Below are 26,730 nucleotides of genomic sequence, written 5' to 3' on the forward strand. Positions count from 1 at the left end.
TTATGAAATGGGTAACGTTCGACTGCTTTGGCACTCTTGTCGACTGGCGGCACGGCCTGCTCACCAGCGCCGAGCTGATCGCGCCCGGCCAGGGGGCGCGCCTGCTGGAGGCGTACAACCGGCACGAGCACGCCGTGCAGGTCGAGTCGCCGACGCTCCGCTATCGCCACGTCATGGCCGAGACGCTCCGCCGGGCCTGCGCGGAGGAGAAGGTGGAGCTGAACGAGGACGACGCCACCGTGCCGGCCGCGACGATCCCCTACTGGCCGGTGTTCCCGGAGGTGGGCGCCGAACTGTCGGCGCTGCGCGCGGCCGGCTGGAATCTGGCGCTGCTCACCAACTGCGACCGCGACCTGATCGCCGAAACGCTGCGGCGGCTGCCGGTGCCGTTCGAGGCGGTGGTGACGTCGGAGGACGCGGGGGCGTACAAACCTGACAACGCCCACTTCGATCTGTTCAAACGCGCGCACCAGCCGTCTACCTGGGTGCACGTGGCGGGGAGCTATTTCCACGACATGGTGCCCGCCCACCGGCTCGGCATCCGCCGCGTGTGGATCAACCGGCTGGGCGAGCGCGCCCCGGACGAGACGATCATCCAGAAGGTCCTGCCCGACCTGCACGGCGTGCTCACCGCCGTCCAGGACGGTTAGCGGCGCTGCTCCAGCACATCCGCGATGCTCGCGAGGAACGAGTCCACATCCGCGATCAAGTAGCCGGATCTGAACAGCACGGTCGAGAACTTCGCCTCGCGCACCTCCTTCGCCGTCACGGGGAAGTCGGTGGTGCCGCGTAAGGTGGCCACGATGCGGTCGAGGAAGGCGTCGACCTCGTCCTCGTTGTAGCCGCTGCCCATCCGGCCCGGGCGGAAGGCCACCCGCTCGACGCGTGCCGCCTGACCCTCGAACCACTCCTCGCGCAGCATCTCGCCGGTGGGCTCGGCCATGGCCAGCCGTACGGGCCGCTTGGCCTGGGTCTCCAGCGCCACCACGAACGCTTCCAGGGCGAAGTCGACCGCGGTCTCGTGATAGCCGCCGCGCTTGGCGCGGAAGGTGGCCGTACGCACCTCGTCGGCGGTGACGGGCTCAAAGGTGTGCGAGCCTCTGCCCAGGGTCGCCTCGATCCGCCCGATCAAGGCGTCGACCTCCACGGGGTCGTAGCCTGAACGCATACCCATGACGCGCGGAAAGCGGTTCAAGCCCACACTCCTCTTGAATCGTGCTGGGGGTACCTCCATTGTGGGGCCTCTTTTATGCCCAGCATGCGACCCGGCATATACCGTTACACCACCATGCGTCTGTCCGAGGTCTTCTTCCGCTACCGCAGGCGTGATGATTTCGTCATCCAGGATGCCGACGCGCAGCTCGCGCCCGGTGACGTGATCGAGCTGAGCGGCGTCAACGGGGCCGGCAAGTCGACCCTGCTCCGGCTGCTGGCCGGGCTCGCCGTGCCGACGAAGGGCACCATCACCGGGCGTCCGGACGTCGTCGGCTTCGCGCCCGACCGCTTCCCCGCCGACCAGCCGTTCACCGTCACGGCCTACTTGCGTCACATGTCCCGCGTACGCCGCGGCGCCCGCTGGGAGCCGTGGACCGAACGGCTCAACATGGAGCACCTTCTGGCCGTGCCCCTGGGCGAGCTGTCGAAGGGCAGTGCGCACAAGGTCGGCCTGGTCCAGGCGCTGATGGCCGAGCCCGGGCTGCTGATCATGGACGAGCCGTTCGCCGGGCTCGACGCCGACGCCCGCGAGGCACTGCCCTCGATCGCCGCCGATCTCGCGGCGCGCGGCGCCATCGTCATCGTCAGCGACCACCAGGGCGGCCTGCGCGCCTTACCCGGCCTGCGTCATTGGTCGCTGCTCGACGGCCACCTCAAGGAGAGCACCACCACCGCCACCCTCGTCCAGGAGAAGAGCGCGACCGTGGCGGTCACGCTGCCCGCCGCCGACCTCCCCCGTTTCCTTGCCAGGATGCGCGACGAGGGCTACCAGGCCCGCGAGATCGAGGAGAGCGGATGATCATCGCCCTGGCCACCTTCCGCCTGGCGGCCTACATCCGCTCCCACCGCGTCTACCAGGCCCTCCTGCTCGCCCTGGCCATGCTGGCGATCCTGCACGGCAGCCGCGCGCCACGCGGGCAGGAGGCGAGCGTGCTCACCGACGGCGCCGTACTGATCATCCCCATCCTGGCCTGGGCCGCGAGGAGCCTCCTCGACACCGAGCCCGACCGGCAACGCGAGATGTCCGCGGTCGCGGCAGGCGGCCGGGGCCGGGAACTAGCGGCGGGGCTCGTGGCGGCGTTCGCGACGTGTGCCGTCTTCGCCGGAATGGGCCTGGCGGCGGCCCTCCTGCTCGGCGTGAGCGGCGCCCCGGAGCCCGGCCTGCTGAGCGCCGCTCTCGCCGTGCACGCCCTGGCGGCCTTGACCGGGATCGCGCTGGGCGCGCTGACCAGCCGCGCCATCCTTCCCTCACCGGCTCTGTCGATCATGAGCCTGGTGCTCGGGTTCCTGCTGATGTTGTTGCTGAGCGCCTCGCCGCTCTACTGGCTCACGGTCCCGGTCGTGCGCTGGATGCGGGCGGCGAACGACGGCGATCTGGTCTCCCGGCTCCCCGAGCTGGCCGCCGTCTCACTCGCCTGGTGCCTGCTCGCCCTCGCGTTCTACGTCTGGCGACGTCTGAAGGGCTGACCTACTCGGCGGCGGCGAGCTGCCCGCAGGCCCCGTCGATCTCGCGCCCCCGCGTGTCTCGCACGGTGACCGGCACGCCGTGGAACTGTAGCCGCCGGACGAACGCCCGCTCGTCCTCCGGCCGCGACGCCGTCCACTTGGACCCGGGCGTCGGGTTGAGCGGGATCAGGTTGACGTGCACCAGTTTGTTCTTGACGAGCTTGCCCAGCAGGTCGGCCCGCCACTCCTGGTCGTTGATGTCCTTGATCAGCGCGTATTCGATCGAGACCCGCCGCTTGGTCGTGGCCGCGTACGCCCACGCGGCGTCGAGCACCTCCGACACCTTCCACCGCGTGTTGATCGGCACCAGCGTGTCACGCAGCTCGTCATCGGGCGCGTGCAGCGACAGCGCCAGCGTGACCGGCAAGCCTTCGTCGGCGAGCTTGCCGATGGCCGGCACCAGGCCGACCGTGGAGACCGTGACGCCGCGGGCGGAGATGCCCAGCCCGTGCGGCGCCGGCTCGACCAGGCGGCGGACGGCGCCGATCACCTGCTTGTAGTTGGCCAGGGGCTCGCCCATGCCCATGAACACGACGTTGCTCACCCGCGCCGGCCCGCCCGGCACCTCGCCGGCCGCCAGCGCCCGTGCGCCCGCCACGACCTGCTCGACGATCTCGGCGGTGGACATGTTGCGGGTCAGGCCCGCCTGGCCGGTGGCGCAGAACGGGCAGTTCATGCCGCAGCCGGCCTGCGACGACACGCACATCGTGACCCGGTCGGGGTAACGCATGAGCACCGACTCGACCAGCGCGCCGTCGAACAGCCGCCACAGCGTCTTACGCGTGGTCCCGCCGTCGGTGGCCAGCTCCCTGACCGAGGTGAGCAGGGTCGGCAGCAGCGCGCCGAGCTTCTCCCTGGAGGCGGCGGGCAGGTCGGTCATCGCGCCGACGTCGGCGGTGAGGCGCTCGAAGTAGTGGCGTGAGAGCTGGTCGGCGCGGAAGGCCTTCTCACCCAGCTCGGTCACCGCGGCCCGCCGATCGGCCATCGACAGGTCGGCCAGGTGCCGTGCGGGCTTGGCCCGTCGCGGCGCGATGAAGGTGAGCTGACCAGGGGGCTGGGACACGTTTCTGCCTTTGCTTCAAGAGTTCCGACCAGGGTAGTGAACGCTGGGATCAGAGGTGGAATTCCTCCGTCGCTACGGGTCGCGTCATGGTCTCCGCCGGATCTACAGTGCTCACGTATGGCGATTTTCCGGGCGGCATCAGGCGAGGGTGGCGCCGAGGTCGTCCTCGCCGCCGGCAACCCGTACGGCAGCCGGACGCTCGTGGTCGAGCGGGACGAGGACTCCTCGGTAGCTTACCTGTGCTCACCCGGCGGAACGGTCCACGGCGCCGTCTGGCTCGCCAACCACCGCCCGGCCCCCGCTGTCGTGGACCTGGCCAGGATCAACGCCGGACTGCCGCCGCTGATGCCCAGGCACAACACCCTGCACCCGGACGGCCGCCGGCCGCTCGGCCAGCTCACCGCGCTGTGGTTCGAGGAAGGCGACGGGGTCGCCCTTTACGAGGACGACGTCCTGCTGGCGGTCATCCCCGGCTGGGCGGACATGAGCAGGGGCATGCCCGGCTACGCGCGGGACGCGGTGGGCGAGTCGCCGTTCGCGTGGGCGCTGGCGGAGGCGCTCGAAGGGCTGGAGCCTCGGATCACCAACGCCAAGTCCTACTGGCGCTGGCGGCACAGCGAGGGGTCGTGGCCGTCGTTCCAGCAGTTCGTCATGGGACATCTGGACCGGGTGCTGGGGCCGGCGGGCAGGTATTGGGACGCCAGCGGCGAGCGGCTGCCGACCGTCGGGATCACCGAGCGCCCGCCGCACCGGAAACGCGGCTTCAGCGTGCTGTCCACGGTGGGGATGAGCTGCCAGCGGATGCCGACGGTCGAGCAGTGGATCGACAAACCCGGCGCGTACGCCAGGATCGAGCTGGCCGTGGCCACCCGCGAGGACCCACGGGACGCGGCGCTGCTGCTGGTGTGGTTGTCGCAGTATCCGTGGCACTCGGTCACCTGGCTGGGCCACGGGCACACCGCGAAGTGGTATCACGAGCCGTCGACGTTCCCGCTGGGGCCGCAGTACTCAGGTGTGCTGATGCAGGCCGACGCCCCCCACATGCCCGACATGTCAGGATTCGCCTTCGGCGGCGAGGCCGTACGGTGGCTCTGGCTGACCCCCGTCACCAGGGAGGTGCTCGAAGCCCAGCACCGCTAGAAGAACAGCGTCATCAGCACCCAGACCGGCACCAGCGTCGTCACCAGCGAGTCGAGCCGGTCCATCAGACCGCCGTGGCCGGGCAGGATCGTGCCCAGGTCCTTGATGCCGAGATCCCGCTTGATCATCGACTCGATGAGGTCGCCCACGGTCGCCAGCAGCGCGGCCAGCGCGCCGATCAGCGCCCCCTGCCAGAGCGCGCCGCCGAGCAGCCACGTCACCAGCCACGCCCCGACCGCCGTGCACGCCACAAGCGACCCGGCGAAGCCCTCCCAGGTCTTCTTCGGGCTGATGGCGGTCATCTGGTGCCTGCCGAACAACACGCCCGCGACGTAGCCGCCGATGTCGCTGGCCACGGTCACCGCGAGGAAGATCACCACGCGGTGGTCGCCGTCGTCCGCCCGCAGCAGCAGGGGCACGAACGCCGCCAGCAGCGCGGGATAGAACAGCGTGAACACCGACGACGTCGCGTCGCGCACGTAGCCTTCCGTGCCGTCGCTGAACATCCGCCAGATCAGCAGCACCAACGCGAATATCACGAACGTGGCGAGCAACCAGACCGGCCCGCCCCAGTACGCCGCCGCCTGCGTCGCCACCAGGCCGCCGAGCACGGGCACGGCCGGCACGTTGATGTCCCGGGTGGCGAACGCCCTGGTCAGCTCCACCACGCCGACACCCACGGCGCCCACGACCACCAGGAGGAACAGCTCCTTGATCGTGTAGAGGGAGCCGAGCGCCAGCGCGCCCAGCACCACGCCGACGGCGATCGCGGCAGGCAGGTTCCGTCCGCTACGGCCGCCGCCGCTCGGACTGGTGCCAGCCGTAGGTTCTTCCACAGAGTTCTCCATGAGACACGGCCCCCGCCGCCTCGGGCGAGGGCCGTAGATGCCGGACCCGCTGTCCGCGGGTGCGCCGCTCAGACCTCGAGCAGCTCGGCTTCCTTGTGCTTGAGCAGCTCGTCGATCTTGGCGACGTGCTTCTGAGTGAGGTCGTCGAGCTCCTTCTCGGCCCGCCTGACCTCGTCCTCACCCGCGTCGCCGTCCTTGATCATCTTGTCGAGGATCTCCTTGGCGGAACGGCGGATGTTGCGGATGGAGACCTTCGCGTGCTCGCCCTTGTTCCTGGCGACCTTGATGTATTCCCTGCGGCGCTCCTCGGACAGCTCCGGGAACGTCACGCGGATCACCTGACCGTCGTCCGTCGGGTTGACACCGAGGTCGGAGTCGCGGATGGCCTTCTCGATCGCGCCCATCGAGCTCTTGTCATAGGGCTGGATCAGCACCATGCGTGCCTCGGGCACGTGGAACGACGCCAGCTGCTGGATCGGCGTCGGCGTGCCGTAATATTCGGCACTGATCTTGTTGAACATCGATGGCGTGACGCGGCCCGTCCGGATGGTCGCGAAGTCCTCCTTCGCGACCGAGACGGCCTTGTCCATCTTTTCCTCGGCTTCGAGGAGGGTTTCGTCGATCACAGCGGCTCCCTGTCGTCTACTAGCTGCCGGTGTCGGGCTCACTCCGTCATTTGCCTGCGGGACTCACCAGCGTGCCGATTTTCTCACCGCGTACGGCTCGCAGGATGTTGCCCTCGCCCATCAGGTCGAAGACCACGATCGGCAGATCGTTGTCCTTGCACAGGCTGATCGCGGTGGCGTCCATGACCGCGAGGTCGCGCAGCAGCACCTCGCCGTAGTCGAGATGGTCAAACCTGACCGCGTCAGGATTCTTCCGTGGATCGGAGTCATAGATGCCGTCCACCTGCGTGCCCTTGAGCAGCGCCTCGGCGCCGATCTCCAGGGCGCGCTGGGACGCCGCGGTGTCGGTGGAGAAGAACGGCGAGCCGAGGCCGGCGCCGAAGATGACCACACGCCCCTTCTCGAGATGCCTGATCGCGCGGCGCGGCAGGAACGGCTCGGCCACCTGCTGCATGGTGATCGCGGTCTGCACGCGGGTCTCGACGCCCCGGCGCTCCAGGAAGTCCTGCAGGGCCAGGCAGTTGATGACCGTGCCGAGCATGCCCATGTAGTCGGCCCTGGCCCGGTCGATGCCGCCCTGCGACAGGGTGGCGCCGCGGAACATGTTGCCCCCGCCGACCACGACGGCGACCTGCACGCCCTCGCGTACCGCCTCGGCGATCGAGTCGGCCAGGTGATCGACGACACCCGGGTCGATGCCGAGCGGCTCGCTGCCGGCGAAGGCCTCGCCCGACAGCTTCAGCATCACCCGCTTCCACCTCAGGTGATTGAGCGGAATTGGCAATGAGGAAGCCGCCGCCCGTGTGGATTCGTGGGCTGACTCCCGGTGGTCCTGCACGGCGGCGGCCTCCTTCATTCGGTGAATCGTGGGGCTGGTGGCTTGCCTAAAGCCTAAGCCTGGCCGACCTTGAAACGGACAAAGGCGAGGACCTCGACGCCGTTCTCCTCGGCGTACTTGCCGACGCTCTTCTTGTTGTCCTTCACGAACGCCTGCTGGAGCAGCGTGAAGTCCTTGTACCAGCCGTTGACCCGGCCCTCGACGATCTTGCCGATCGCCGCCTCGGGCTTGCCCTCCTCGCGGGTCATCTCCTCGAAGAGCTTGCGCTCCTTGTCGACGACCTCGGCCGGCACCGAGTCGGCCTTGAGGTATTGCGGGGCCATGGCGGCGGCGTGCTGCGCGATGTCCTTGGCGACATCGGCGTTCGGCTTGTCCAGCTGGACCAGCACACCAACGGCCGGGGGCAGCGCGGGGTCGGTCCTGTGCATGTAAGCACCGATGTAGCCGCCCTCGAGCACCGCGAAGCGGCGGATCTCGATCTTCTCGCCGAGCGCGACGTTGGCCACGTCCAGGTGCTCCTTGACGGACTTGCCATCGAAGGAGGACTCCAGCAGCGCGGCCACGTCGGCGGGCTTGGTCTCCAGGACGTGCGCGACGACCTGGCCGGCCAGCTCCTGGAAGCGTTCGCCCTTGGCCACGAAGTCGGTTTCGCAGTTGAGCTCGAGCAGCGCGGCGGAGGAGTCGCCGTCCTGCTTGAGCGCGACGAGGCCGTTGGAGGCGGTGCGGGCCTCACGCTTGCCCACGTCCTTGGCGCCCTTGAGGCGCAGCAGCTCGATGGCGCGGTCGAAGTCGCCCTCGGACTCCTCGAGCGCCTTCTTGCAGTCCATCATGCCGGCAGCGGTGATCTCGCGAAGCCGCTTGACGTCGGCCATGTTCACGGAAGCCATTGCTCTTATTCCTTGTGGGATTTCGTCGTCGTGGGATTCGTCGTCGTGGATCGGGTGGGCGCCGGGGATCCGGTTGCCCACCCTTGGTCGTGCACGGCAGGCGCGTGCCGTCCTACAAGCCTTGCCTTGCCTTGCTCCGGCCCGGGCCGGCTCCGCCGCTGCTCCGCTGGCCATACTGCCCAGCCTCGCCGCGACCTACCACCTGAGCCCGGCCACCACCATCGGCCATGGCCTCCGGCGATCGGCCTCAGCAGACCGCCTGATCAGGATGGCGCGGGTCCGGCTCGCCGATCGCAGCTCAGCCGTTTGCCCAGTCAGGACACGTGCCTTGCGCATCGCCCAGCCGATGGGTGATTCGCCGTTATTCAGATGTCAGCTTGCCTTGCTTGCACTCAGCTTGCCCTCACCCGAGCACGTGGCGCCTTGCTTGCCCTCACCCGAGCCGTGGCGACGACCGCGGCCGCAACCCTGACCTTTGGTTCACACCATCAGTTCAGGACTGCCGCCCGCGGTCCTCACCGTCGCTCGGATCAGGCCTGCTGCTCGGTCTCGCCCTCGGCGGCGGCCTCGGCCGGAGCGGCCTCCTCGGCAGCGGCCTCAGCCGGAGCAGCCTCTTCCGGAGCAGCCTCAGCCTCAGCCGGAGCAGCCTCTTCCGCGGCAACCTCGGCCGGAGCAGCCTCTTCCGCAGCAGCCTCGGCCGCAGCAGCCTCGGCCGGAGCGGCCTCGGCGGCGGCCTCGTCAGCCGTGGTGCCCTGCTCGATGAGCTCGCGCTCCCACTCGGCCAGCGGCTCGGCGGCGGCCGGCTTCTCGTCGCCGCGGGCGGCGCCGGAGCGGGCCATCAGACCGGCCGCGACACCGTCGGCCACGACCCTGGTGAGCAGGCCGACGGCGCGGATGGCGTCGTCGTTGCCCGGGATCGGGTAGTCGACCTCGTCGGGGTCGCAGTTGGTGTCGAGGATCGCGACGACAGGGATGCCAAGCTTCTTGGCCTCACTGATCGCGATGTGCTCCTTCTTGGTGTCGACGATCCACACCGCGCTGGGCACGCGGCCCATGTCGCGGATGCCGCCGAGCGTGCGCTCGAGCTTGTCCTTCTCACGACGGCGCATGAGGAGCTCCTTCTTGGTGAGCCCCGAGGCCGCGACGTTGTCGAAGTCGAGCTCCTCGAGCTCCTTCAGACGCTGAAGCCTCTTGTGCACGGTGGAGAAGTTGGTGAGCATGCCGCCCAGCCAGCGCTGGTTGACGTAGGGCATGCCGACCCTCGAGGCCTGCTCGGAGATGGCCTCCTGAGCCTGCTTCTTGGTGCCGATGAACAGAATCGTGCCGCCGTGGGCGACGGTCTCCTTCACGAAGTCGTACGCACGATCGATGAAGGAGAGCGACTTCTGCAGGTCGATGATGTAGATGCCGTTGCGCTCGGTGAAGATGAAGCGCTTCATCTTCGGGTTCCAGCGCCGGGTCTGGTGACCGAAGTGAACGCCGCTCTCGAGCAGCTGTCGCATGGTGACGACGGGGGCCATTTGCTGGTCCTCCAGGTCTGGGCGCCCTGCGGATGGGCGCGGTTCTCGGTTGTGCCGCGGCAACACGTCGGCTGCCGCCCTGATGCCCCGAACCCGCTCCAGCCGGGCCGTGGGCCCGGACCGATGGCGCGGTCCGCAGTGGGGCATGCGAAGTCGGCCTGTGGTGACAGGCCACCGAAAAGTCTACCTCCCACAACGCCCCTGGCTGACCGTCTGCGGTCAAACGGACATTCCCACCCCATGCCCCTCGATCTCAGATCACATCGACCAACCCTGGCGCCCACCCGGCCTCAAGGTCCGGCCACATCGGCAGGCACCGGAAATCAACACGCCTCAAGCCCGGACCACATCGCCAGGCACCGCAGATCAACACGCCTCAAACGCGGACCACATCGCCAGGCACCGGAGATCAACGCGCCTCAAGGCCCGGACCACGTCGGCGCACATTGGCGACCAGTCGGCCTCAAGCCCGGACCGCATCTGCCGGGCCCAACGCGTCAGCGCGCGTCATGATCCTCGGTGGGCAGGCCGGGAACCGGCCGCTTCGCGACCGGGAACAGATTGACCTGCACCTCGGCGATCCTGGCCCCGCTCGGCGCGTCCGCCTCCTCGCGGCCGCGGGCCGCGTACGGCTCGATGAGCTTCTGGATCGCCTCGTTGAGGCGCACCATCTCCTCCGCGTCCACCCTGATCAGGCTCCGATTGAACCTGGTCGCGTCGCGCCACTCATCCGGCTCCTGGTCGATGCCGGCCAGCGCCCGATCGGCCTCCTCGTTCGCCTCGCGCCGGAACGCCTGCATCAACGACAGCTTGGCATCCCGGACGTCCGGCTGGTCGCCAGGCTGGACACCGACGTGGATCGACCGATTGACCGGCCGCCACACCCGCTCCCTGCCGTCCCCTCGGGGCGGCGCGTCCTCGACGAAGCCGTACTTGGCCAGCATCCGCAGGTGGTAGCTGGCCGCGCTGGGCGTGATGCCCGCGATCTCCGCCACTTCCGTGGCGGTGGCGCTGCCCTCGACCCCGAGCCTGTTCAGGATCATCAGCCGCGCCGGGTGGGCCAGCGCTCGCATCGCCTTGGGATCACTGAGCACGTCACTGTCCCGGGTCATGCGCCAACGGTACCCGGACAAGGTCTGAAGTATTGCCTTCAGAACTATGAAGGGATACTTTCATAAATTATGAAGCAATCCCTTCACAATTCTCCTTCTCCCCCCGCCGACCCGCCACCCCTCCGCAGGCAACGCGACTACCGCCTCCTGTGGACCGCCCGTACGATCTCCATCACCGGCTCCGAGGTCTCCAAGCTGGCCATCCCCCTGACGGCGGTGACCCTGCTGACCGCCTCCCCGACCCACATGGGAATGCTGACCGCGGCCGCCTCGGTGCCCGCCCTCCTGTTCGCCCTCCAGTCGGGCGCCATCGCCGACCGGCTCAGGCGGCACCGCCCGCTCATGATCGCTTGCGAGCTCGTCTCCTGCGTGGCGGCCGCCACGGTCCCCCTGGCCTGGCTCCTCGGCCTCCTGAACGTGGCATGGCTGATCATCGTGGCCCTGGTGATCGGCACGGCCGGAGTGCTCTTCAAGGCGGCGAACTTCCCGCACCTGGCAGCCGTGGTGCCGCCCGCCCAGCACACGGAGGCGATGGCCGGCTTCCACGCCTCCTACTCGGTCGCCTCTGTCGGCGGCCCCAGCCTGGCCGGCTTGCTGGTCCAGCTCCTCACGGCCCCGCTGGCCGTACTGGCGGAGGCACTGTCCTTCCTGACCTCGGCCCTGCTGCTGCGCGCCATCCGCACTCCGGAGCGGAACGAGCCCGCCCCTTCCCGGGGTATGTGGCGCGATGTCACGACGGGCTTACGAGCCGCACTCACCCACCCGGTGCTCCGCGCCCTGCTGGCGGCGGGCGTCACGATCAACTTCTTCGCGATGGCGTACACGGCCGTTTACATGCTCTACATGGTGAACACGTTGGGCATCCCCAAGGGCATGATCGGCGCCCTCATCGCTCTCAACGGCGTGGGCGGCCTCCTGGGCGCCTGGATCACGGCCCGCCTCGCGAAGCGCTACGGCGAGAACCGCATCCTGCTCGCGGCGGTCATCTTCTTCCCCATGGAGATCCTGGCGGTGGGCCTGCTGACCGGCCCTCTATGGTGGAAGCTCTCCCTGCTGGCCGTCACCGGAACGATCACAGGCGGCATCGTGGTGGCCTTCGCCACGTGCATGGGCGCGATCATCCTCCGCGAGACATCCCCGGAGCTGCGGGGCCGGGTGAACGCCACCACGACGTTCGCCGTCCAAGGTGTCCTGGCCCTCGGCGGCCTGGCCGGCGGCATCGCAGCCGACGTCCTCGGCCTGCGCCCGGTCATCTTCCTCTGCGCCGCCGGCATAGCCCTGAGCACCCTGTGGATCTGGACCTCCCCGCTACGCCCCCGCCGCCGCCCACCAGCCCCAGCCGCCCCGGATCCCCGGACTTGTTCATGACCATGAAACCTGGCCCCTAGATCTGACTGACCGACGGAGTATCCACAGAACGGCGCTCGGCCCAATACCGCCCCAGCCGTCTCGAACACACTCCCGCCATGAAATCCCACGCCGCCGCCGTGCTGGCCACCATCCTCGCCACCGCGCTCTTCCCCCTCACCGCTCCCCCAGCAAGCGCGTCACCTCCGACGTGGCGCTGGCCTCTGGACGGACACCCCAGGATCCTCCGCCGCTTCACCCCGCCTCCCGAGCCCTGGCTCGCCGGACACCGCGGCATAGACCTGGCCGCCCCCGCCGCCACCCCAGTCCTGGCAGCAGGCGAAGGCACCGTCCGCTTCGCCGGCCCCGTAGCGGGCAAGGGCGTGGTCACCATCGACCATGAAGGCGGCCTACGCACGACATACCTGCCGGTCGCCGCTTCGGTGAAACGCGGCCAGCCCGTCACCCCAGGAACCGAGCTAGGCGTCATCGAGCCCTCAGGTGATCACTGCCAGGAGTCATGCCTGCACTGGGGCCTCCTCCGCGAGACCCGCTACCTGAATCCCCTGATCTTGCTGGGCCACGGCCCCATCCGCCTCCTTCCCTTCTGGCCTCCACGTCTTCCATCGGCGACGACGCCACCGCCACCACAGATGGACCAACCGCCACTGCCAGCACGAACGGAAGCCAAGACACGTCCAACCTCGACCACGACCACGACCACGACCACGACCACAGCCTTCACCGCATCACGCCAGTCGTCGTCACACACCCCCACCCCGCCCAGCCCTCTAAACGGCTATGACCTGAGCAGCGCGACCTCGGCCCACCCGGCACCCACCATCACCGTGGCCGTGGCCGCCGCACTGCTGGGAACGGCCTACCTGATCACCGCCCTCCACCGACGCCGCCGACGACGCCGTACGCCAGCCAGCGATCAAAACCCGAGAAAGGGCCAACACCGCAAACGCCGCCACAGCCGCCACGCCAGAAGAGCCCGCGATCAACGCTCCTCACCCGCACCACCACTATGACCAGCGCGCTCCCCACAACGGACGGCGTCCGCAAGCGCAACCCCAGGGAAGGAACACCGGCGAAATGGACGATGAAAGGGGGTCATGCCCTCGGATGAGCTTGCCTGTACGCGGCCCGCAAGCGCTCGATCGAGACGTGCGTATAGATCTGCGTGCTGTTCAGGGACGCATGGCCGAGCAACTCCTGAACACTACGCAGATCCGCACCGCCCTCCAGCAGATGGGTCGCGGCAGTGTGCCGCAATCCGTGCGGCCCCATGTCCGGAGCCCCGTCCACCGCCGCCAGCCGCGCATGCACCACCCGCCGAACGGTCCCCGCATCGATGCGCCCTCCCCGCACCCCAAGGAAGAGCGCCGGCCCTGACCCCGCCCGGACCCACAGCGGCCGCCCGTAAATGCACCACCTGTCCAACGCCCGGAGGGCAGGCAATCCGAATGGCACCGAACGCTCCTTGCGCCCTTTGCCCAACACCCTGATGACGTGCCGATCCCGGTCCACGTCGTCGACATCGAGCGCGCACAGCTCGCTCACTCGCACGCCGGTGGCATACAGCATCTCAAGGAGAGCCTGATCCCGCAGTTCCTTGGGTTCCACCGTCACAGGCTCGGCCAGGACGGCCTGAGCCTGCTCCTGATCGAGCACGGAAGGCAAGGAGCGAGGCGCCTTGGCGCTTCCGAGGAGCAGCCCGGGGTCCACCGGCAACCAGCCCCGACGATGGCAGTAGGCGGTAAACGTACGAGCGCAGGCCGCCCTGCGCGCCAGCGTGGCCCGCGCTCTCCCCGCCCCATGCTGCTCGGCCAGCCACTCCCTGAGCACCCCGATGTCCAGGTCCTCGATCGGCCCGTCCAAGTGATCGAGCAGAGAGTTGACATCTGCCAGGTAGGCCCGGACGGTATGCGGCGAAACATCGCGCTCGAACCGCAGGTACCGGCCGAACTCGGCCACCACCTCGTCCCTGCCCACTCCCGGCCTCCCCTTCAACGCCACCTAGAAAACGATCGTCCCACCGTCACCCAACCCCAAACACCACCTCGAGAACAACCACGCAGTGACGCTCCCATCTACGCAATCACCGCCCAACCCCCGCGGACCCCCTGGCAAGGAGTGAAGAGCGCGCACTTCCCGCAGGCATGCAGCCGGCTCATCCGCACAGCCCAGTTGGAGTATGTGGTGATAGTGGCGCTCATGCGCGGTCATGATGGGCGATTCGCCTGGCCATGCCTGCACGTCGCGGGCCGAAAATGGTGCGGGCCACCGCACGATCCTCCGAGGGCTTGCACCGAGATCGAAGGAACATCAAGCGATGGCCGCAGACCCCAGTCTGTCGCCAGGCCCGGCCACCGGGGAAGCAAAACGAAAACCAGTGACCCCCACTTGTTGGCTTGTTGGAGGAAACCGCGTAAATCCGCCTCCTCACTCAGGGCAAGCCCGATCTTCCATTCGGGTCGTCATGCTCCCGCCCCTTGAGAACCGTCTGCCAGGGCGGGAAGGCCATCCTCGTGGCGTGCGAGATCGTCGTCGTCCGGGAACGGTGGTTCCTGGGTTGGATCCGCGTCCTCCGCAAGCCGCGGCGGCTCCAGGACAGTGGCTTCCGATACCTTGCGATACGCGGATCCTTGTTTGCGGAGACGCCAGCCGTCAGGGGAGCGCTCGATGTAGCCTGCCGCGGCCAGACCGCCCAGCGCGCTCAGGGTGGCGTCCAGGCCCAGCCCCGCCGCGACCGCTATGGAGGCCGGGCCGGCCCCGCCTCGCTTGGGGATCGCGTCGAGGACTCTTCTCGCTGACTCGTTGAGCCTGTCTCTCGGGACCGCTGGGGCCCGGATCTGCGGGGCCAGGTCGTCGCCTATCACGCCGACGAGTTCGATCATCTCCTCTGCTGAGGTGACGCATACCGCCTTGCGCTCGCGAAGGAGTCTGTGGCATCCGGCTGACATGCGTGATGTGACAGGGCCGGGTACGGCGGCCAGGTGCCTGTGGAGTGTCAGGGTGTGGGCGGCGGTGTTGAGAGCGCCGCTGCGCAGGGCGGCCTCCACCACGACGGTGCCCCTCGACAGGGCGGCTATCAGGCGGTTCCTGATGAGGAAACGCGCCCGGGTCGGATGCACTCCCGGCGGGCATTCGCTCACCACCACACCCTGATCTTTGACGGCCGCGAACAGGGTGTCGTGGCTGGTCGGGTAGCAGAAGTCCACGCCGCAGGCCAGGACGACGACTGTCGGCGAATCGGCGACCAGAGCTCCTCGATGGGCCGCGGCATCCACCCCGTAGGCGCCACCGGACACGACAGTCCAGCCGGACTCGCTGAGGCCGACGCCGAATTCGGCCGCGATGTGCACGCCGTAGGCGGTCGCGGATCGGGCGCCAACCACGGCCACGGATTTGAGGCAGGAGAAGCGGAGATCCGCCGTGCCGTGCAGCCATAGTCCGAGGGGACGACTGGGACCGAGGTGGTCCAATTGAGTGGGCCATTCCGGGCTGCCGGGAATGACCAGACGGGCGCCAGTTTTCTCCCCGGTTTCGAGATCGGCGGCGGGGTTCGCGGCAGCCAGCCGCGCATGCCAAGCATTCAGACGTGCCGTCAAGTTGGTGGGACGCTCCTGCCGGGCCTCCTGGACTGTGAAGTCCCCCGGAAGCGTGCGGGCGCGGATCGCCTGCGCCGTACCTACGGCTCCATACTGCGCCACGAGGCGACCCATGATCGTGTCACCGACGTCCGCTGCCCGCATGAGGGCGGCTCTTGCCTCGTACTCGACCGCCTGAGGATGCTCGGCCACCTCAAGAGATTCGACAACAGGCCGAGGGTGTCCGACCCGCTCCAGATCATCACCGTCGTCGCCCGGCAGGCTCTCCCTTACCTCGAAACGTTGGAGGGCCTCACGATGTTGGACGGCCGCACCATTCTGGGCGACTTCGCGCTGCTGGCTGGCGTCATGACCCTGGGCGACTTCAAGACCCTGAGCGACCTCGCGATCCTGGGCGACCTCATGCCCCTGAGCGACCTCGCGATCGTGAGTGACCTCGCCATCCTGAGCGACCTCACCCTGAGCGGTCTCACGACCCTGAGCACGACCCTGAGCGGTCTCATGACGCTGGGCGGTCTCCCGACCCTGAGCGGTCTCATGACGCTGGGCGGCCCCACCATCGAGAGGCTCCTGATCGACTCCGTTGCGATCACTTATGTCAGCCTCGGCACCGATCGCCGAGGCGGTTCGTAGCGCGACTGACGGCACAGCTGGCGGCCCGGCAAGCGGCCAAGCATGCAGCACGGCAGACGCCCTAGCAGAGGGCCCAGGAAGCGGCACGACAGACGGCACGGCAGACGGCACGGCAGACGGCACGGCAGACGGCACGACTGGCACCCCAGCAGACGGCACGACTGGCACCCCAACTGAGGGCACGGCTGGCGCCCGGGCTGGCGTCCCGGCTGAGGGCGAGGCTGACGGCGCTGCTGGCCTCTCAGCTGGTGGTGGTTGTTGGGGCGTGTGGGTGGTGGCCCAAAACGGGTGGTCGGGCGGTGGCGGTGAGGGTGCAAGCGGAGGGCTCTGTTCATCCCATTCGTGGCGTGAGGTCGTTGGTGGTGTCATGACCCTTTCCTGGGCTTGGTGGGTGCGGGGTCGGGGGTTGTGGAGGTGGTGGCGCGCATTACGACGTCACACCTAGCCAGAAGTGGAGGGCGGCAGTGGTTTCGTCTTCCTCGGGACGGTCCTTGTCGGACAGGTCGGCGAGAGTCCAGGACACGCGGACCGCGCGGTCCAGGCCGCGGGCGGTGAGGGTGCCCGAGTCGAGGCAGGACGTCATGGGCTTCATAGCCTCGGGGGACGGGCGGTAGTCGGTGTGGAGGACGGATGAGGGGATTTCGGCATTTGTTCGCCATGGAGTGCCGGCCAGGCGTTTGGCAGCTCGCTCGCGGGCCACGAGCACGCGCTCGGCCACCCTTGCGCTGGATTCCGCGAACTGGCGGTCTGCCATGAGCTCGCGCTTGGAGGCGCGCGCCACGGTGACCTTCATGTCCACACGGTCGAGCAGGGGACCGGAGAGCCTGCCGAGATAGCGGCGCCTGACCGTGGGAGAACATTTGCAGCCTTCCCCCTGGTCCTCTGCCTGGGCGCACGGGCAGGGGTTCGCGGCCAGGACGAGCATGAACCTGGCCGGGAACGTGACCGAGCCCGCCGCTCTGGATACGGTCACACGGCCGGACTCCAGCGGCTGCCGCAGCGCGTCCAGCACGTGACGGGGGAATTCGGGGGCTTCGTCCATGAACAAGACGCCGCGGTGGGCGAGCGAGACCGCCCCCGGGCGCACGATCGTGCTGCCGCCGCCGATGATGGCGGCAGCGGTCGCCGTGTGGTGCGGGCTGACGAACGGCGGCCTGCTCATCATGGGCGCGTTGGCCGGCAGGACACCGGCGACCGAATGGATCGCCGTGACCTCCAGAGCATGGTCGAGCTCCAGGTCGGGCAGGAGGGTCGGAAGGCGCTCCGCCAGCATGGTCTTGCCCGTGCCGGGCGGGCCCAGCATCCAGAGGTTGTGTCCGCCCGCCGCGCACACCTCCAGGGCCCTGCGGGCGACTGGCTGGCCCACGACGTCCGCCAGGTCGATCGTGCGCTCCGTGGTGGTGGAGGGCAGCTCGACCTGCTCCTCGACGACCTGATGTTCTGGTGGTTCGTCTCCCCTCCGCAGCCACTCCACCAGCTGGCGCAGAGTCGCCACCGGAACCACCTTCACGTCGGGGACCAGGGCCGCCTCCGCCGAGTTGGCGGACGGCACGATGACCGTGGCATCTCCGTGCTTGGCCGCGCCGAGAATGGAGGGCAGCACCCCGCGTACGGGTCTGATGCGGCCATCCAGGCCGAGCTCCCCCAGGAAGAACGGCTCCGCCACCCGCTCGGCAGGAACCACCCCGGCCGCGCCCAGGATCGCCACCGCTATGGCGAGGTCGAACTGGGATCCGCGTTTGGGGAGGCTGGCAGGGAAGAGGCTGACGATGATGCGGGCGTCGGGCCACGGGTATGTGCTGTTGACCACCGCGGATCTGACCCGGTCGCGAGCCTCGCTCAGTGCCATGTCCGGCAGGCCGATGAGATGGATGCCCGCCAGGCCGTTGCCCACGTCGGCCTCGACCTCGACGGTACGGCCCGTCACGCCCACGAGGGCGACGCTGCGGGTGCGGGCCACGGCCATCTAGAACGCCCCCCGCACGTGGCGAAGGGCGAAGTTGCCCGCGAACCGCTCCAAGGCGATCACATCCACGCGGACGGCCTCGAACGTGCGGGACTGCGTGGTCAGCCACTTGGCCGCGAGCACCCGAAGTCTGTCCAGCTTGGCAGGGCTCACCGACTCCAGGGCCGTGCCGTGGGACCTGCTCGATCGGGTCTTGACCTCGACGACGACCAGGTTGGGGCCTTCTTCGGCGATGATGTCGATCTCGCCATAGCGGCAGCGCCAGTTGCGTTCGATGATCTCCATGCCCTTGGCCTTCAGATAGATCACGGCAAGTTCCTCGCCTTGCTTGCCAAGCTCGAGATCGTTCTTCGTGGCCATGTGCCACCTCCGTCAGGTCGGGTCAGGTCGGCGTCGATCCGGTCCGGTACGGGACCGACCTTGGCGGATGCGGGGTGGTGGCCGTTGGGCCGAGCGGGATTCTGGGGATTACGGGCCGTGAGTCGCTGCGCCTTGTGGATAAGTGCGCTGATCGGCGATAGACCAGTGGGCCGCACACCCTTGGGGGCCGCACATGGGCATCCGCATAAACCGTTGCGCCGAGAAGACGGTCGGGCCCCGGCAGGCATGCGCATCGGGTGACAGACGGCCTCTCGCAGGCGGTTGGTCAGCCGAGGCGGGCTTGGGCGAGATGGATGGAAAGCGCGGGTGCTTCCAGACGCAGCTGGCGACCTGAGATGAGCTGCGAGGGTGGCCGCCCGAGTGGCCGCGCGAGTGGCCGCGCCATTGACTGCGCGAGTGGCTGCGCGGATGGCTGCGCGAGTGGATGCGCGGTGGCTGCGGGGGTGGCTGCGCGAGCAGACCGCGCGGATGGACCGTACGGATGGACCGCGCCGCTGACGTGCCTGGATGATATGCGTGAATGGGCCAGGGCCGCTGAGCTGCGCGGATGGGCCAGCGCCGCTGAGCTGCGCGATGGGCTACGCCCCTGAGCTGCGCCCCTGAGCTGCGCCCCTGAGCTGCGCCCCTGAGCTGCGCGGATGGGCTGCGCGGATGGGCTGCGCGGATGGGCTGCGCGGATGGGCTGCGCGGATGGGCTGCGCGGATGGGCTGCGCGGATGGGCTGCGCGGATGGGCTGCGCGGATGGGCTGCGCGGATGGGCTGCGCGGATGGGCTGCGCGGATGGGCTGCGCGGATGGGCTGCGCGGATGGGCTGCGCGGATGGGCTACGCCCCTGAGCTGCGCTGGTGGCTGGCTGATCGCCGAGATCCGGAGCAATCCCGCATCAGCCGTCAGCGAGCTGACCCCTGGCGGCCTCGCCTCCGACCGGCTAACCGGAGGCGAGCGGATTGACCGGCCCACCTCCAGCCGGCCCACATCCCCGCCCCGACCAGCCAACAGCGCCAGTCACGACCGACCGGACTACCCCGAGAACCCTTCCTTAGGCATCTCCAGATCGGCCTTCGCCAACTCCTCCACGTTTACATCCTTAAACGTGACCACCCGCACGTTCTTCACGAACCGCGCCGGCCGATACATGTCCCACACCCAAGCGTCCTGCATCTTCACATCGAAGAAGACGTCGCCGTTCTCCGCGGTACGGACGTCGAGGTCGACCGAGTTGGTCAGATAGAAGCGCCGCTCTGTCTCCACGACGTATGTGAACAAACCGACGACATCACGGTATTCGCGGTAAAGCTGCAGCTCCATCTCGGTTTCGTACTTTTCGAGATCCTCTGCGCTCATCGCGGTCCTCCTGTCGTACCGGTCCCCCGGTTTGCCTGCTCAGGCAACCCCGGCCCCCATTTCATTCTCACCCATCTCCCTGGCCACCGTGACGAAGGAGTAACGGTGGTCGGCACATGGGCCGTGCGTTTCCAGCGCCAGCCGGTGCCCCGGTGTGACGTATCCCTTGTGCTCGGCGAAGCCGTACTGCGGAAAGCGTTCGTCGAGCGCCACCATCAGGCGGTCCCTGGTCACCTTGGCCACGATGGACGCGGCCGCCACGCAAGCGGCCACCTGATCCCCCTTCCACACGGCGAGCGACGGCGCGGGCAGCCCGGGCACCGGGAAGCCGTCCGTCAGGATGTACTCCGGGTCACAAGGCAACTGTGCGACAGCTCGCCGCATTCCTGAAACGTTGCACTTGTGAAGACCTTTGGCGTCGATCTCCCCCGGCGGGATCACCACTATGCCTACATGGGAGACACGCGTGATCCGATCGTAAAGGGTTTCGCGCACCGCCGGCGTGAGCAGCTTCGAGTCGGCGAGGCCGGCGATCTCCCTGCGCAGGATCACGGCCGCGACCACGAGCGGTCCTGCGCAGGCGCCGCGGCCTGCCTCGTCGACGCCGGCGATCGGGGTGAGGCCGCGGCGGGCCAGCGCCCGCTCATAGGCGTAGAGCCCGGAATCGCGCCGGACGACGCTCGGTCGAGGGCGGAACGCAACTGTCATGACAGAGGCAGCGTACGCCCCATTCGCCGCGGCCCGCGACCGAAAGCCCCCTCTACTTGACCTTGTCGAAAATGTCGGGCCGGGAGAAGAGATGGCCGCGATTGAGCGGCCAGTAGCGCACCACCGCGGTGCCGACCACCGCGTCTTCCGAGATGAAGCCGCCACCGGGCTCCTCCATGTGGGACCGGGAGTCGGCCGAGGCGGTGCGGTGGTCACCCATCAGCCACAACTTTCCCGCGGGCACCGTGACGTTGAACTTATCGCCAGAGGCGAAATCGCCGGGGTAGAGGTAGGAGGTCTCGTCCAGCGGCGTGCCGTTGACCGTGATGCGCTTCTTGGCGTCGCAGCAGACCACCTTGTCGCCACCGACGCCGATGACGCGCTTGATGGTGTCCTCGCCGTTCCAGCCCTTGAACACCACGATGTCGCCGCGCTCCGGCTTGCCCGCGAGCTTGTTGACGAACACGCGGTCGTTGATCAGCAGGGTGTTCTCCATCGACTCGGACGGGATGTAGAACGAGCCCACCACGAACGCCTGCAGCAACAACGCGATGCCGACGCCCATGACCAGCAGCAGCACCGTCTCGCGGAAACTGCCCTTCTTCTTCTCTTTCCCCACGCCCTCCGCCTTCTTGGTGACGGCCATCAACGCCTCCTCCGCAGCCAGCGCCGACGAACCAGGACCAAGGGTACGGCCAGCCCAAACCCGGCGACGAGCGGGATCGACCCACCGAGCGCCTGGAGCGCGGGCTGTGCGAACGTGGCCGGGATGTCGATCGTGCTCGCCCGGTCGAACGGCCAGACGATCACGAACGCCCGCCCGATGACCTGACCTTCAGGTATGGAACCGCCACCCGGGTCTCCGGTATGTGAACGCGAGTCGAGCGAGACCGAGCGGTGGTCCCCCATGACCCACAGCCGCCCTTGCGGCACCGTGACGTCGAAGAACTTGTCGGAGGGCACGTTACCGGGGTAGAGGTAGCTCTCCTCGTCGATGGGCGTGCCGTTGACCGTGATGCGTCCCTTGGAGTCGCAACACCGGACGTGGTCGCCACCGATGCCGATGACCCGCTTGATGTAGTCCTTCTCACCGGGCACGAGGCCGAACGCCGTGCCCACCCACCGGAAGAATCCCGCGACCGCGTTGGACGGCTCCTCCAGTTGGAATTCGCCGTCCCAGGAATCGACGCCGGAGAACACCACCACGTCGCCGCGCTCGATGTCGCGCGTGTGGTAGACGAGCTTGTTGACCAGGACCCTGTCGTTCTTCAGGAGGGTGTTCTCCATCGACTCCGACGGGATGTAGAAGGCCTGGACCACAAACGTCTTGATGATCAGTGCCAGCACCAGGGCGACAACGACAAGAACAGGAAGCTCTTTCCAGAACGACCCCTTCTTCTCCTTATCCTGTTTTTCGCCCTTGGCCGGCTTCTGAGTCTCTTCGGCGACCACGTCCACCTCGTCCTCGACAGGGCGGCGCGCCGCGCCGTGCTCCTGGCTCTCGCTAGTCATCGCTGACGAGCCTAGATGATGATTCGGCTCGGCAAGCCTCGACCGACGTTACACCGAGCACGAGTCGCTCCACATAAAGGAAACGGCCCTGTAAAGCCGAATGGCCCGCCCCCTGAGGGCGGGCCATTCGGGAAAGACCAGGGCTTACTTGGCGGCCGTCGTCTCGCGCTTCTCGCGGATGCGGGCGGCCTTGCCGCGCAGGTCGCGCATGTAGTAGAGCTTGGCCCTGCGCACGTCGCCGCGGGTCAGGAGCACGACCTTCTCGATGACCGGGCTGTGCACGGGGAAGGTGCGCTCGACGCCGACGCCGTAGCTGACCTTGCGGACCGTGAAGGTCTCGCGGGCGCCGCTGCCCTGCCGGCGCAGCACGAAGCCCTTGAAGACCTGGATACGGGAGCGGTTGCCTTCGACGACTCGTACGTGAACCTCGAGCGTGTCACCGGGGCGGAATCCCGGCACGTCGCTGCGCAGGGTCGCCTTCTCGAGCTCCTGGATCTTCGTGTGCATGAGAGCTGTCCTCAAGTCCTCGTAAGCACGCGGAGGTCCACCCGGCCGGGGCTCGCGGCGGACGCGCCTGCTGATGTGATGAACCCGGGATCGTTTCCCGGGCATGACAGACCAACCAATGGAAGGTTGGCAGCGATTCAGTTTGCCATATCTTCCGGCCGTACGCGAAACGAGAGCTCCTCCAGGAGCTTCCTGTCGTGCTTGTCGAGCGTGCCGGGGTCGAGCGCCGCCGCCAGCTCGGGCCGGTTTCGTACGGTGCGGCGCAGCGCCTCGTCCCGTCGCCACCTGGCCACCTTCCCATGGTGCCCGGACAGCAACACGGCAGGCACCTCGTGGCCCCGCCAGACGGGCGGCTTGGTGTAGACGGGGCCCTCGACCAGGTTACGCATGGACCCGGGCGCGAAGGAGTCGTCCACGGCCGACTGGGCGTTGCCCAGCACGCCGGGCAGCAGCCTGCCGATGGCCTCCACCATGACCAGCACCGCGACCTCGCCTCCGGCCAGCACGTAGTCACCGATGCTGACCTCGTCCACGCGCAGCCGCGTGCCGTATTCAGCCATGACCCGCGCGTCGATGCCCTCGTAGCGCCCGCACGCGAACAGCAGCCACGGCTCCGCCGCCAGCTCCTGCGCGAGCTCCTGGGTGAACGGCCGCCCGCTCGGCGTCGGCACGATCATCCGCGGCGCGCCGTCCCCGATCACCGCGTCGATGGCCTCGCCCCACACCTCGGGCTTCATGACCATGCCGGGACCACCGCCGTACGGCGTGTCGTCGACGGTCTTGTGCACGTCGTGGGTCCAGTCGCGCAACTGGTGCACGCGTACGTCCAGGGTGCCGCGATCACGTGCCTTGCCGATCAGCGACACGTCCAGGGGCGCGAAGTATTCAGGAAAGATCGAGATGATGTCGAGCCGCATCACAGCAGGCCCTCCGGCGGATCGACGACCAGCCGCCCGCCTTCGAGGTCCACCTCCGGCACCAGGGCCTTCACGAACGGGATGAGCGCCTCGTCGGCACCCTTCCTGCGGACGACCAGCAGGTCCTGCCCGTGGTGCAGGACGTCGGTGACCTCGCCCACCGGATCGCCGGCGACGGTCTCCACCGCCAGGCCGATGAGCTGGTGGTCGTGGAACTCGTCGGGGTCGTCGGACGGCTCCACGTCGGCCGAGTCGATGACCAGCATGGTGCCCCGCAGCTCCTCGGCCACGTCCCGGTCGGTGACGCCGTCGAACGCGATCAGCAGGATGTCCTTGTGCCAGCGCCGGCCGATGATGACGAGCGGCCCCCGATCGGCGGGGTCGGTCGCGATGGACGTGCCGACGACGAAGCGCCGCTCGGGTTCGTCGGTAAGCACCTCCACGGTCACCTCACCGCGTACCCCGTGCGGACGACCTATCCGGCCGACGACCAGCTGCACGTGTTGTGCCCTTTCTTAACGCAAGCGCCCCCATCGGCCGGAGAGCCGATGAGGGCGCGGAAACCTGACGCTAACGGACTGCTTCGTGCAGATCGAGCAGGTCGACCCGCACGTATTTCCCGTCGGCCAGGGCGTTCACGACCGTACGCAGCGCCTTGGCGGTGCGCCCGCCGCGTCCGATGACCTTGCCCAGGTCCTCGGGGTGCACCCGGACCTCCAGGACGCGCCCGCTGCGAATGCGGCGTGCGCGGACCCGGACATCGTCAGGATGTTCGACGATGCCCTTCACGAGGTGCTCGAGAGCCTCCTCGAGCACGTCAGGCCTCGCCCTCGGTCGGGGTCTCGACGGGGGCCTCGGCCTCTTCCTTCTTCTTGGCCCTCTTCGGCGTGGTGGCGGCCGTGCCGGTGTCGCCACCGGACAGCGCCTCCTTGGCCGCGGCCTCGTAGATGGCGTGACGGTCAGGCTTGGGCTCGGCCACCTTCAGCGGTGCCGGGGCGGGCTCGCCCTTGAACTTCTGCCAGTCACCGGTGAGCTTGAGCAGCTTGAGCACCGGCTCGGTCGGCTGCGCGCCGACCCCGAGCCAGTAAGCCGCACGCTCGGCGTTGACCTCGATGCGCGAAGGGTCGTCCTTCGGGTGGTACAGGCCGATCTCCTCGATCGCCCGGCCGTCACGCTTGGTGCGGCTGTCGGCGACGACGATACGGTATTGCGCGTTGCGGATCATGCCGAGCCGCTTGAGCTTGATCTTGACTGCCACGGGTGTGGTCTCTCCTGCATTCGAGCGTGGGTGAGCGGCGCTTCGCCGAGTGGGGCACGGCTGGTCGACACTCCAGGGACAGACGCGGCCGGCGGGAGGTTAGAGGGCGCCCACCTGGTCACGGTGTTCCAACATGTCATTGTGCCAGATCGACGGCACTGCCTACGACCTCATCGGGAAGGGCGCCGCAAAGCGCCGGCAACAATAGCCCAGGGTGATTACTGCTGGCCCGGGAGCTTGAACTTGGAGGGGTCGAAGCCCGGCGGCAGGTCCATCCCCGGAGGCAGCTTGCCGTGCAGGTTTCCCAGCATCCCGCCCTGCTTGGGCGGCGCCGGAGCATCGCCGGACGACGCCTTCTCCAGCGCCGCCTTGCGCGGGTCACCGCTGACCCGCCGCCCCTTCTTGTTCTTCTTCTGCGCCTTGGCCGCCTTGCCACGCCCACCCGGCATGCCCGGGATGCCCATCCCGCCGGCCATCCGCTTCATCATCTTCTGCGCCTCGAAGAAGCGGGTGACCAGGTTGTTGACCGCGGTGACCGTGACGCCGGAGCCGGCGGCGATGCGCGCCCGGCGCGAGCCATTGATGATCTTGGGGTCCTGGCGCTCGCCCGGCGTCATCGAACGGATGATCGCGGCGATGCGGTCGAGATCGCGGTCGTCGATCGAGTTGAGCTGGTCGCGCATCTGCCCCATGCCGGGCATCATGCCGAGCAGGTTTTTGATCGGCCCCATTTTCTGGACCATCATCATCTGCTCGAGGAAGTCCTCGAGCGTGAAGCTCTCGCCCGACGTGAGCTTGCCGGCCATCTTGGCGGCCTGCTCCTCGTCGAACGTCTTCTGTGCCTGCTCGATCAGGGTGAGGATGTCACCCATGTCCAGGATTCGGGAGGCCATCCGGTCCGGGTGGAAGGCGTCGAAGTCCTCGAGCTTCTCACCCGTCGAGGCGAACATGATCGGCCGGCCGGTGATGTGCCGGACCGACAGCGCGGCGCCGCCTCGGGCGTCGCCGTCGAGCTTGGTCAGCACGACGCCGTCGAAGCCGACGCCCTCCATGAACGCCTGGGCCGTGGTGACGGCGTCCTGGCCGATCATGGCGTCCACGACGAACAGGACCTCGTCGGGCTGGACCACGTCGCGGATGTCGGCGGCCTGCTTCATCATCTCCTGGTCGATGCCCAGGCGGCCTGCGGTGTCGATGATGACGATGTCGTGATTGAGGCGCTTCGCCTCGTCGATCGACGTGCGGGCGACCCCGATCGGGTCGCCGACGCCGTTGCCCGGCTCGGGCGCGTAGACGGCGACCTGCGCCCGCTCGCCCACGACCTGGAGCTGCTGGACGGCATTGGGGCGCTGCAGGTCGGCGGCCACCAGCATCGGCGCGTGGCCCTGCTCGCGCAGCCACCTGGCCAGCTTGCCGGCCAGGGTGGTCTTGCCCGCGCCCTGGAGGCCCGCGAGCATGATGACGGTCGGCGGCGTCTTGGCGAAGCGGAGCCTGCGGGTCTCCCCGCCGAGGATCTCGATCAGCTCGTCATTGACGATCTTGACGACCTGCTGCGCCGGATTGAGCGCCTGGGAGACCTCGGTGCCGCGGGCGCGCTCCTTGACCTGGGCGACGAACGCCTTCACCACCGGCAGCGCGACATCGGCCTCCAACAGGGCGATGCGGATTTCGCGGGTGGTGGCGTCGATGTCGGCATCGGACAGCCGGCCCTTGGCTCGGAGGGAGGAGAAGACCGATGTCAGCCGGTCGGAAAGCGTCTCGAACACGTGGTTGGCCAGTCCTCG

At 68.3% G+C, this 26,730-nt stretch carries 29 protein-coding genes; 7 read left to right on the forward strand and 22 right to left on the reverse strand.

The window, feature by feature from the left end:
- Window positions 1-2: 2 nt before the first annotated feature.
- A complete protein-coding gene (locus OHA25_RS54910) occupies window positions 3-650 on the forward strand; it encodes an HAD-IA family hydrolase (protein WP_327584770.1) in 648 nt (215 codons plus the stop codon).
- Here OHA25_RS54910 and OHA25_RS54915 read toward each other — a convergent pair.
- A complete protein-coding gene (locus tag OHA25_RS54915; protein ID WP_327584771.1) occupies window positions 647-1,195 on the reverse strand; it encodes a DivIVA domain-containing protein in 549 nt (182 codons plus the stop codon). The genes OHA25_RS54910 and OHA25_RS54915 overlap by 4 nt on opposite strands.
- 63 nt (window positions 1,196-1,258) lie before the next feature.
- Here OHA25_RS54915 and OHA25_RS54920 point away from each other — a divergent pair, with 63 nt between their 5' ends.
- Together OHA25_RS54920 and OHA25_RS54925 are read left to right on the forward strand one after the other, a co-directional pair.
- Window positions 1,259-2,014, forward strand: coding sequence for an ABC transporter ATP-binding protein (locus OHA25_RS54920; protein WP_327584772.1), 756 nt, complete (start codon window positions 1,259-1,261; stop codon window positions 2,012-2,014).
- On the forward strand, window positions 2,011-2,682 hold the full coding sequence (locus OHA25_RS54925) for a hypothetical protein (RefSeq protein ID WP_327584773.1): 672 nt from the start codon (window positions 2,011-2,013) through the stop codon (window positions 2,680-2,682). Before OHA25_RS54920 ends, OHA25_RS54925 begins: the two co-directional genes overlap by 4 nt.
- Window position 2,683: 1 nt before the next feature.
- On the opposite strand, the gene rlmN is transcribed toward OHA25_RS54925, so the two are convergent.
- The gene (gene rlmN, locus OHA25_RS54930) at window positions 2,684-3,784 is read right to left on the reverse strand and encodes a 23S rRNA (adenine(2503)-C(2))-methyltransferase RlmN (RefSeq protein ID WP_327584774.1); all 1,101 of its coding nucleotides are present in this window, start codon (window positions 3,782-3,784) and stop codon (window positions 2,684-2,686) included.
- A gap of 117 nt (window positions 3,785-3,901) precedes the next feature.
- On the opposite strand from rlmN, the gene OHA25_RS54935 reads away from it, so the two are divergent.
- A complete protein-coding gene (locus OHA25_RS54935) occupies window positions 3,902-4,924 on the forward strand; it encodes a suppressor of fused domain protein (RefSeq protein ID WP_305918203.1) in 1,023 nt (340 codons plus the stop codon).
- On the opposite strand, the gene OHA25_RS54940 is transcribed toward OHA25_RS54935, so the two are convergent.
- The 6 genes from OHA25_RS54940 to OHA25_RS54965 form a co-directional block, all read right to left on the reverse strand.
- Window positions 4,921-5,760: a phosphatidate cytidylyltransferase gene (locus OHA25_RS54940; protein ID WP_327584775.1), complete on the reverse strand. Its 840-nt coding sequence runs from the start codon at window positions 5,758-5,760 to the stop codon at window positions 4,921-4,923. The two genes, OHA25_RS54935 and OHA25_RS54940, sit on opposite strands and share 4 nt — an antisense overlap.
- An 80-nt stretch (window positions 5,761-5,840) precedes the next feature.
- Window positions 5,841-6,398, reverse strand: coding sequence for a ribosome recycling factor (gene frr / locus OHA25_RS54945; protein WP_305918205.1), 558 nt, complete (start codon window positions 6,396-6,398; stop codon window positions 5,841-5,843).
- A gap of 46 nt (window positions 6,399-6,444) precedes the next feature.
- Window positions 6,445-7,143, reverse strand: a complete 699-nt coding sequence (gene pyrH / locus OHA25_RS54950; protein ID WP_241563775.1) for a UMP kinase — start codon at window positions 7,141-7,143, stop codon at window positions 6,445-6,447.
- A gap of 146 nt (window positions 7,144-7,289) precedes the next feature.
- Window positions 7,290-8,123, reverse strand: a complete 834-nt coding sequence (tsf, locus tag OHA25_RS54955; protein WP_327584776.1) for a translation elongation factor Ts — start codon at window positions 8,121-8,123, stop codon at window positions 7,290-7,292.
- A gap of 530 nt (window positions 8,124-8,653) precedes the next feature.
- Window positions 8,654-9,643, reverse strand: coding sequence for a 30S ribosomal protein S2 (gene rpsB, locus OHA25_RS54960; RefSeq protein ID WP_327584777.1), 990 nt, complete (start codon window positions 9,641-9,643; stop codon window positions 8,654-8,656).
- Between the two features lie 497 nt (window positions 9,644-10,140).
- On the reverse strand, window positions 10,141-10,755 hold the full coding sequence (locus OHA25_RS54965; protein ID WP_327584778.1) for an ArsR/SmtB family transcription factor: 615 nt from the start codon (window positions 10,753-10,755) through the stop codon (window positions 10,141-10,143).
- Between the two features lie 69 nt (window positions 10,756-10,824).
- On the opposite strand from OHA25_RS54965, the gene OHA25_RS54970 reads away from it, so the two are divergent.
- Together OHA25_RS54970 and OHA25_RS54975 are read left to right on the forward strand one after the other, a co-directional pair.
- The gene (locus OHA25_RS54970; protein WP_327584779.1) at window positions 10,825-12,123 is read left to right on the forward strand and encodes an MFS transporter; all 1,299 of its coding nucleotides are present in this window, start codon (window positions 10,825-10,827) and stop codon (window positions 12,121-12,123) included.
- Window positions 12,124-12,221: 98 nt separating this feature from the next.
- Window positions 12,222-13,136 carry a M23 family metallopeptidase gene (locus OHA25_RS54975; protein WP_327584780.1) on the forward strand — a complete coding sequence of 305 codons (915 nt, stop codon included), beginning with the start codon at window positions 12,222-12,224 and terminating at the stop codon, window positions 13,134-13,136.
- 82 nt (window positions 13,137-13,218) lie between these two features.
- Here the strand turns inward: OHA25_RS54975 and OHA25_RS54980 are convergent, their stop codons facing one another.
- Together OHA25_RS54980 and dprA are read right to left on the reverse strand one after the other, a co-directional pair.
- Window positions 13,219-14,085: a tyrosine recombinase XerC gene (locus OHA25_RS54980; RefSeq protein ID WP_442942249.1), complete on the reverse strand. Its 867-nt coding sequence runs from the start codon at window positions 14,083-14,085 to the stop codon at window positions 13,219-13,221.
- Window positions 14,086-14,585: 500 nt separating this feature from the next.
- Window positions 14,586-15,863, reverse strand: a complete 1,278-nt coding sequence (gene dprA / locus OHA25_RS54985) for a DNA-processing protein DprA (protein ID WP_327591189.1) — start codon at window positions 15,861-15,863, stop codon at window positions 14,586-14,588.
- A gap of 75 nt (window positions 15,864-15,938) precedes the next feature.
- On the opposite strand from dprA, the gene OHA25_RS54990 reads away from it, so the two are divergent.
- Entirely contained in the window at window positions 15,939-16,352 is a 414-nt protein-coding gene (locus OHA25_RS54990) for a hypothetical protein (protein ID WP_327584782.1), read from the forward strand.
- A gap of 427 nt (window positions 16,353-16,779) precedes the next feature.
- On the opposite strand, the gene OHA25_RS54995 is transcribed toward OHA25_RS54990, so the two are convergent.
- From OHA25_RS54995 to ffh, 12 genes are all read right to left on the reverse strand, one after another.
- Window positions 16,780-18,318: a YifB family Mg chelatase-like AAA ATPase gene (locus tag OHA25_RS54995; protein ID WP_327584783.1), complete on the reverse strand. Its 1,539-nt coding sequence runs from the start codon at window positions 18,316-18,318 to the stop codon at window positions 16,780-16,782.
- A complete protein-coding gene (locus tag OHA25_RS55000) occupies window positions 18,319-18,678 on the reverse strand; it encodes a YraN family protein (RefSeq protein WP_327584784.1) in 360 nt (119 codons plus the stop codon).
- A 1,042-nt stretch (window positions 18,679-19,720) separates the two neighbouring features.
- Window positions 19,721-20,044 (reverse strand): DUF2469 domain-containing protein, encoded by a 324-nt coding sequence (locus tag OHA25_RS55005; protein WP_026215037.1) that lies wholly within the window; start codon window positions 20,042-20,044, stop codon window positions 19,721-19,723.
- 39 nt (window positions 20,045-20,083) lie between these two features.
- Window positions 20,084-20,752 carry a ribonuclease HII gene (locus OHA25_RS55010; protein WP_305918217.1) on the reverse strand — a complete coding sequence of 223 codons (669 nt, stop codon included), beginning with the start codon at window positions 20,750-20,752 and terminating at the stop codon, window positions 20,084-20,086.
- A gap of 52 nt (window positions 20,753-20,804) precedes the next feature.
- Entirely contained in the window at window positions 20,805-21,398 is a 594-nt protein-coding gene (gene lepB, locus OHA25_RS55015) for a signal peptidase I (protein ID WP_327584785.1), read from the reverse strand.
- Entirely contained in the window at window positions 21,398-22,264 is an 867-nt protein-coding gene (lepB, locus tag OHA25_RS55020) for a signal peptidase I (RefSeq protein ID WP_327584786.1), read from the reverse strand. Before lepB (OHA25_RS55020) ends, lepB (OHA25_RS55015) begins: the two co-directional genes overlap by 1 nt.
- 144 nt (window positions 22,265-22,408) lie before the next feature.
- Window positions 22,409-22,771 (reverse strand): 50S ribosomal protein L19, encoded by a 363-nt coding sequence (gene rplS / locus OHA25_RS55025; RefSeq protein ID WP_305918220.1) that lies wholly within the window; start codon window positions 22,769-22,771, stop codon window positions 22,409-22,411.
- A gap of 137 nt (window positions 22,772-22,908) precedes the next feature.
- Window positions 22,909-23,688 (reverse strand): tRNA (guanosine(37)-N1)-methyltransferase TrmD, encoded by a 780-nt coding sequence (trmD, locus tag OHA25_RS55030; RefSeq protein ID WP_327584787.1) that lies wholly within the window; start codon window positions 23,686-23,688, stop codon window positions 22,909-22,911.
- Window positions 23,688-24,188, reverse strand: a complete 501-nt coding sequence (gene rimM, locus OHA25_RS55035) for a ribosome maturation factor RimM (protein WP_327584788.1) — start codon at window positions 24,186-24,188, stop codon at window positions 23,688-23,690. Before rimM ends, trmD begins: the two co-directional genes overlap by 1 nt.
- Before the next feature lie 70 nt (window positions 24,189-24,258).
- Entirely contained in the window at window positions 24,259-24,504 is a 246-nt protein-coding gene (locus OHA25_RS55040) for an RNA-binding protein (protein ID WP_043634919.1), read from the reverse strand.
- Window position 24,505: 1 nt separating this feature from the next.
- Window positions 24,506-24,946 carry a 30S ribosomal protein S16 gene (gene rpsP / locus OHA25_RS55045; protein ID WP_138667078.1) on the reverse strand — a complete coding sequence of 147 codons (441 nt, stop codon included), beginning with the start codon at window positions 24,944-24,946 and terminating at the stop codon, window positions 24,506-24,508.
- 218 nt (window positions 24,947-25,164) lie between these two features.
- Window positions 25,165-26,712, reverse strand: coding sequence for a signal recognition particle protein (gene ffh / locus OHA25_RS55050; protein ID WP_327584789.1), 1,548 nt, complete (start codon window positions 26,710-26,712; stop codon window positions 25,165-25,167).
- Between the last annotated feature and the right edge of the window lie 18 nt (window positions 26,713-26,730).

Origin of the sequence: Nonomuraea sp. NBC_00507, from assembly GCF_036013525.1 — a bacterium.
In the GTDB taxonomy this organism is placed as follows: domain Bacteria; phylum Actinomycetota; class Actinomycetes; order Streptosporangiales; family Streptosporangiaceae; genus Nonomuraea.

What these genes read in the sequence shown, in the direction of transcription:
- OHA25_RS54910 (WP_327584770.1), top strand. Translation starts at nt 3, where the DNA reads ATGAAATGGGTAACGTTCGACTGCTTTGGCACTCTTGTCGACTGGCGG.
- OHA25_RS54920 (WP_327584772.1), top strand. Translation starts at nt 1,259, where the DNA reads ATGCGACCCGGCATATACCGTTACACCACCATGCGTCTGTCCGAGGTC.
- OHA25_RS54925 (WP_327584773.1), top strand. Translation starts at nt 2,011, where the DNA reads ATGATCATCGCCCTGGCCACCTTCCGCCTGGCGGCCTACATCCGCTCC.
- OHA25_RS54935 (WP_305918203.1), top strand. Translation starts at nt 3,902, where the DNA reads ATGGCGATTTTCCGGGCGGCATCAGGCGAGGGTGGCGCCGAGGTCGTC.
- pyrH (WP_241563775.1), bottom strand. Translation starts at nt 7,143, where the DNA reads ATGCTGAAGCTGTCGGGCGAGGCCTTCGCCGGCAGCGAGCCGCTCGGC.
- tsf (WP_327584776.1), bottom strand. Translation starts at nt 8,123, where the DNA reads ATGGCTTCCGTGAACATGGCCGACGTCAAGCGGCTTCGCGAGATCACC.
- rpsB (WP_327584777.1), bottom strand. Translation starts at nt 9,643, where the DNA reads ATGGCCCCCGTCGTCACCATGCGACAGCTGCTCGAGAGCGGCGTTCAC.
- OHA25_RS54965 (WP_327584778.1), bottom strand. Translation starts at nt 10,755, where the DNA reads ATGACCCGGGACAGTGACGTGCTCAGTGATCCCAAGGCGATGCGAGCG.
- OHA25_RS54970 (WP_327584779.1), top strand. Translation starts at nt 10,825, where the DNA reads ATGAAGCAATCCCTTCACAATTCTCCTTCTCCCCCCGCCGACCCGCCA.
- OHA25_RS54975 (WP_327584780.1), top strand. Translation starts at nt 12,222, where the DNA reads ATGAAATCCCACGCCGCCGCCGTGCTGGCCACCATCCTCGCCACCGCG.
- dprA (WP_327591189.1), bottom strand. Translation starts at nt 15,863, where the DNA reads ATGCGGGCAGCGGACGTCGGTGACACGATCATGGGTCGCCTCGTGGCG.
- OHA25_RS54995 (WP_327584783.1), bottom strand. Translation starts at nt 18,318, where the DNA reads ATGGCCGTGGCCCGCACCCGCAGCGTCGCCCTCGTGGGCGTGACGGGC.
- OHA25_RS55000 (WP_327584784.1), bottom strand. Translation starts at nt 18,678, where the DNA reads ATGGCCACGAAGAACGATCTCGAGCTTGGCAAGCAAGGCGAGGAACTT.
- OHA25_RS55005 (WP_026215037.1), bottom strand. Translation starts at nt 20,044, where the DNA reads ATGAGCGCAGAGGATCTCGAAAAGTACGAAACCGAGATGGAGCTGCAG.
- OHA25_RS55010 (WP_305918217.1), bottom strand. Translation starts at nt 20,752, where the DNA reads ATGACAGTTGCGTTCCGCCCTCGACCGAGCGTCGTCCGGCGCGATTCC.
- lepB (WP_327584785.1), bottom strand. Translation starts at nt 21,398, where the DNA reads ATGGCCGTCACCAAGAAGGCGGAGGGCGTGGGGAAAGAGAAGAAGAAG.
- lepB (WP_327584786.1), bottom strand. Translation starts at nt 22,264, where the DNA reads ATGACTAGCGAGAGCCAGGAGCACGGCGCGGCGCGCCGCCCTGTCGAG.
- rplS (WP_305918220.1), bottom strand. Translation starts at nt 22,771, where the DNA reads ATGCACACGAAGATCCAGGAGCTCGAGAAGGCGACCCTGCGCAGCGAC.
- trmD (WP_327584787.1), bottom strand. Translation starts at nt 23,688, where the DNA reads ATGCGGCTCGACATCATCTCGATCTTTCCTGAATACTTCGCGCCCCTG.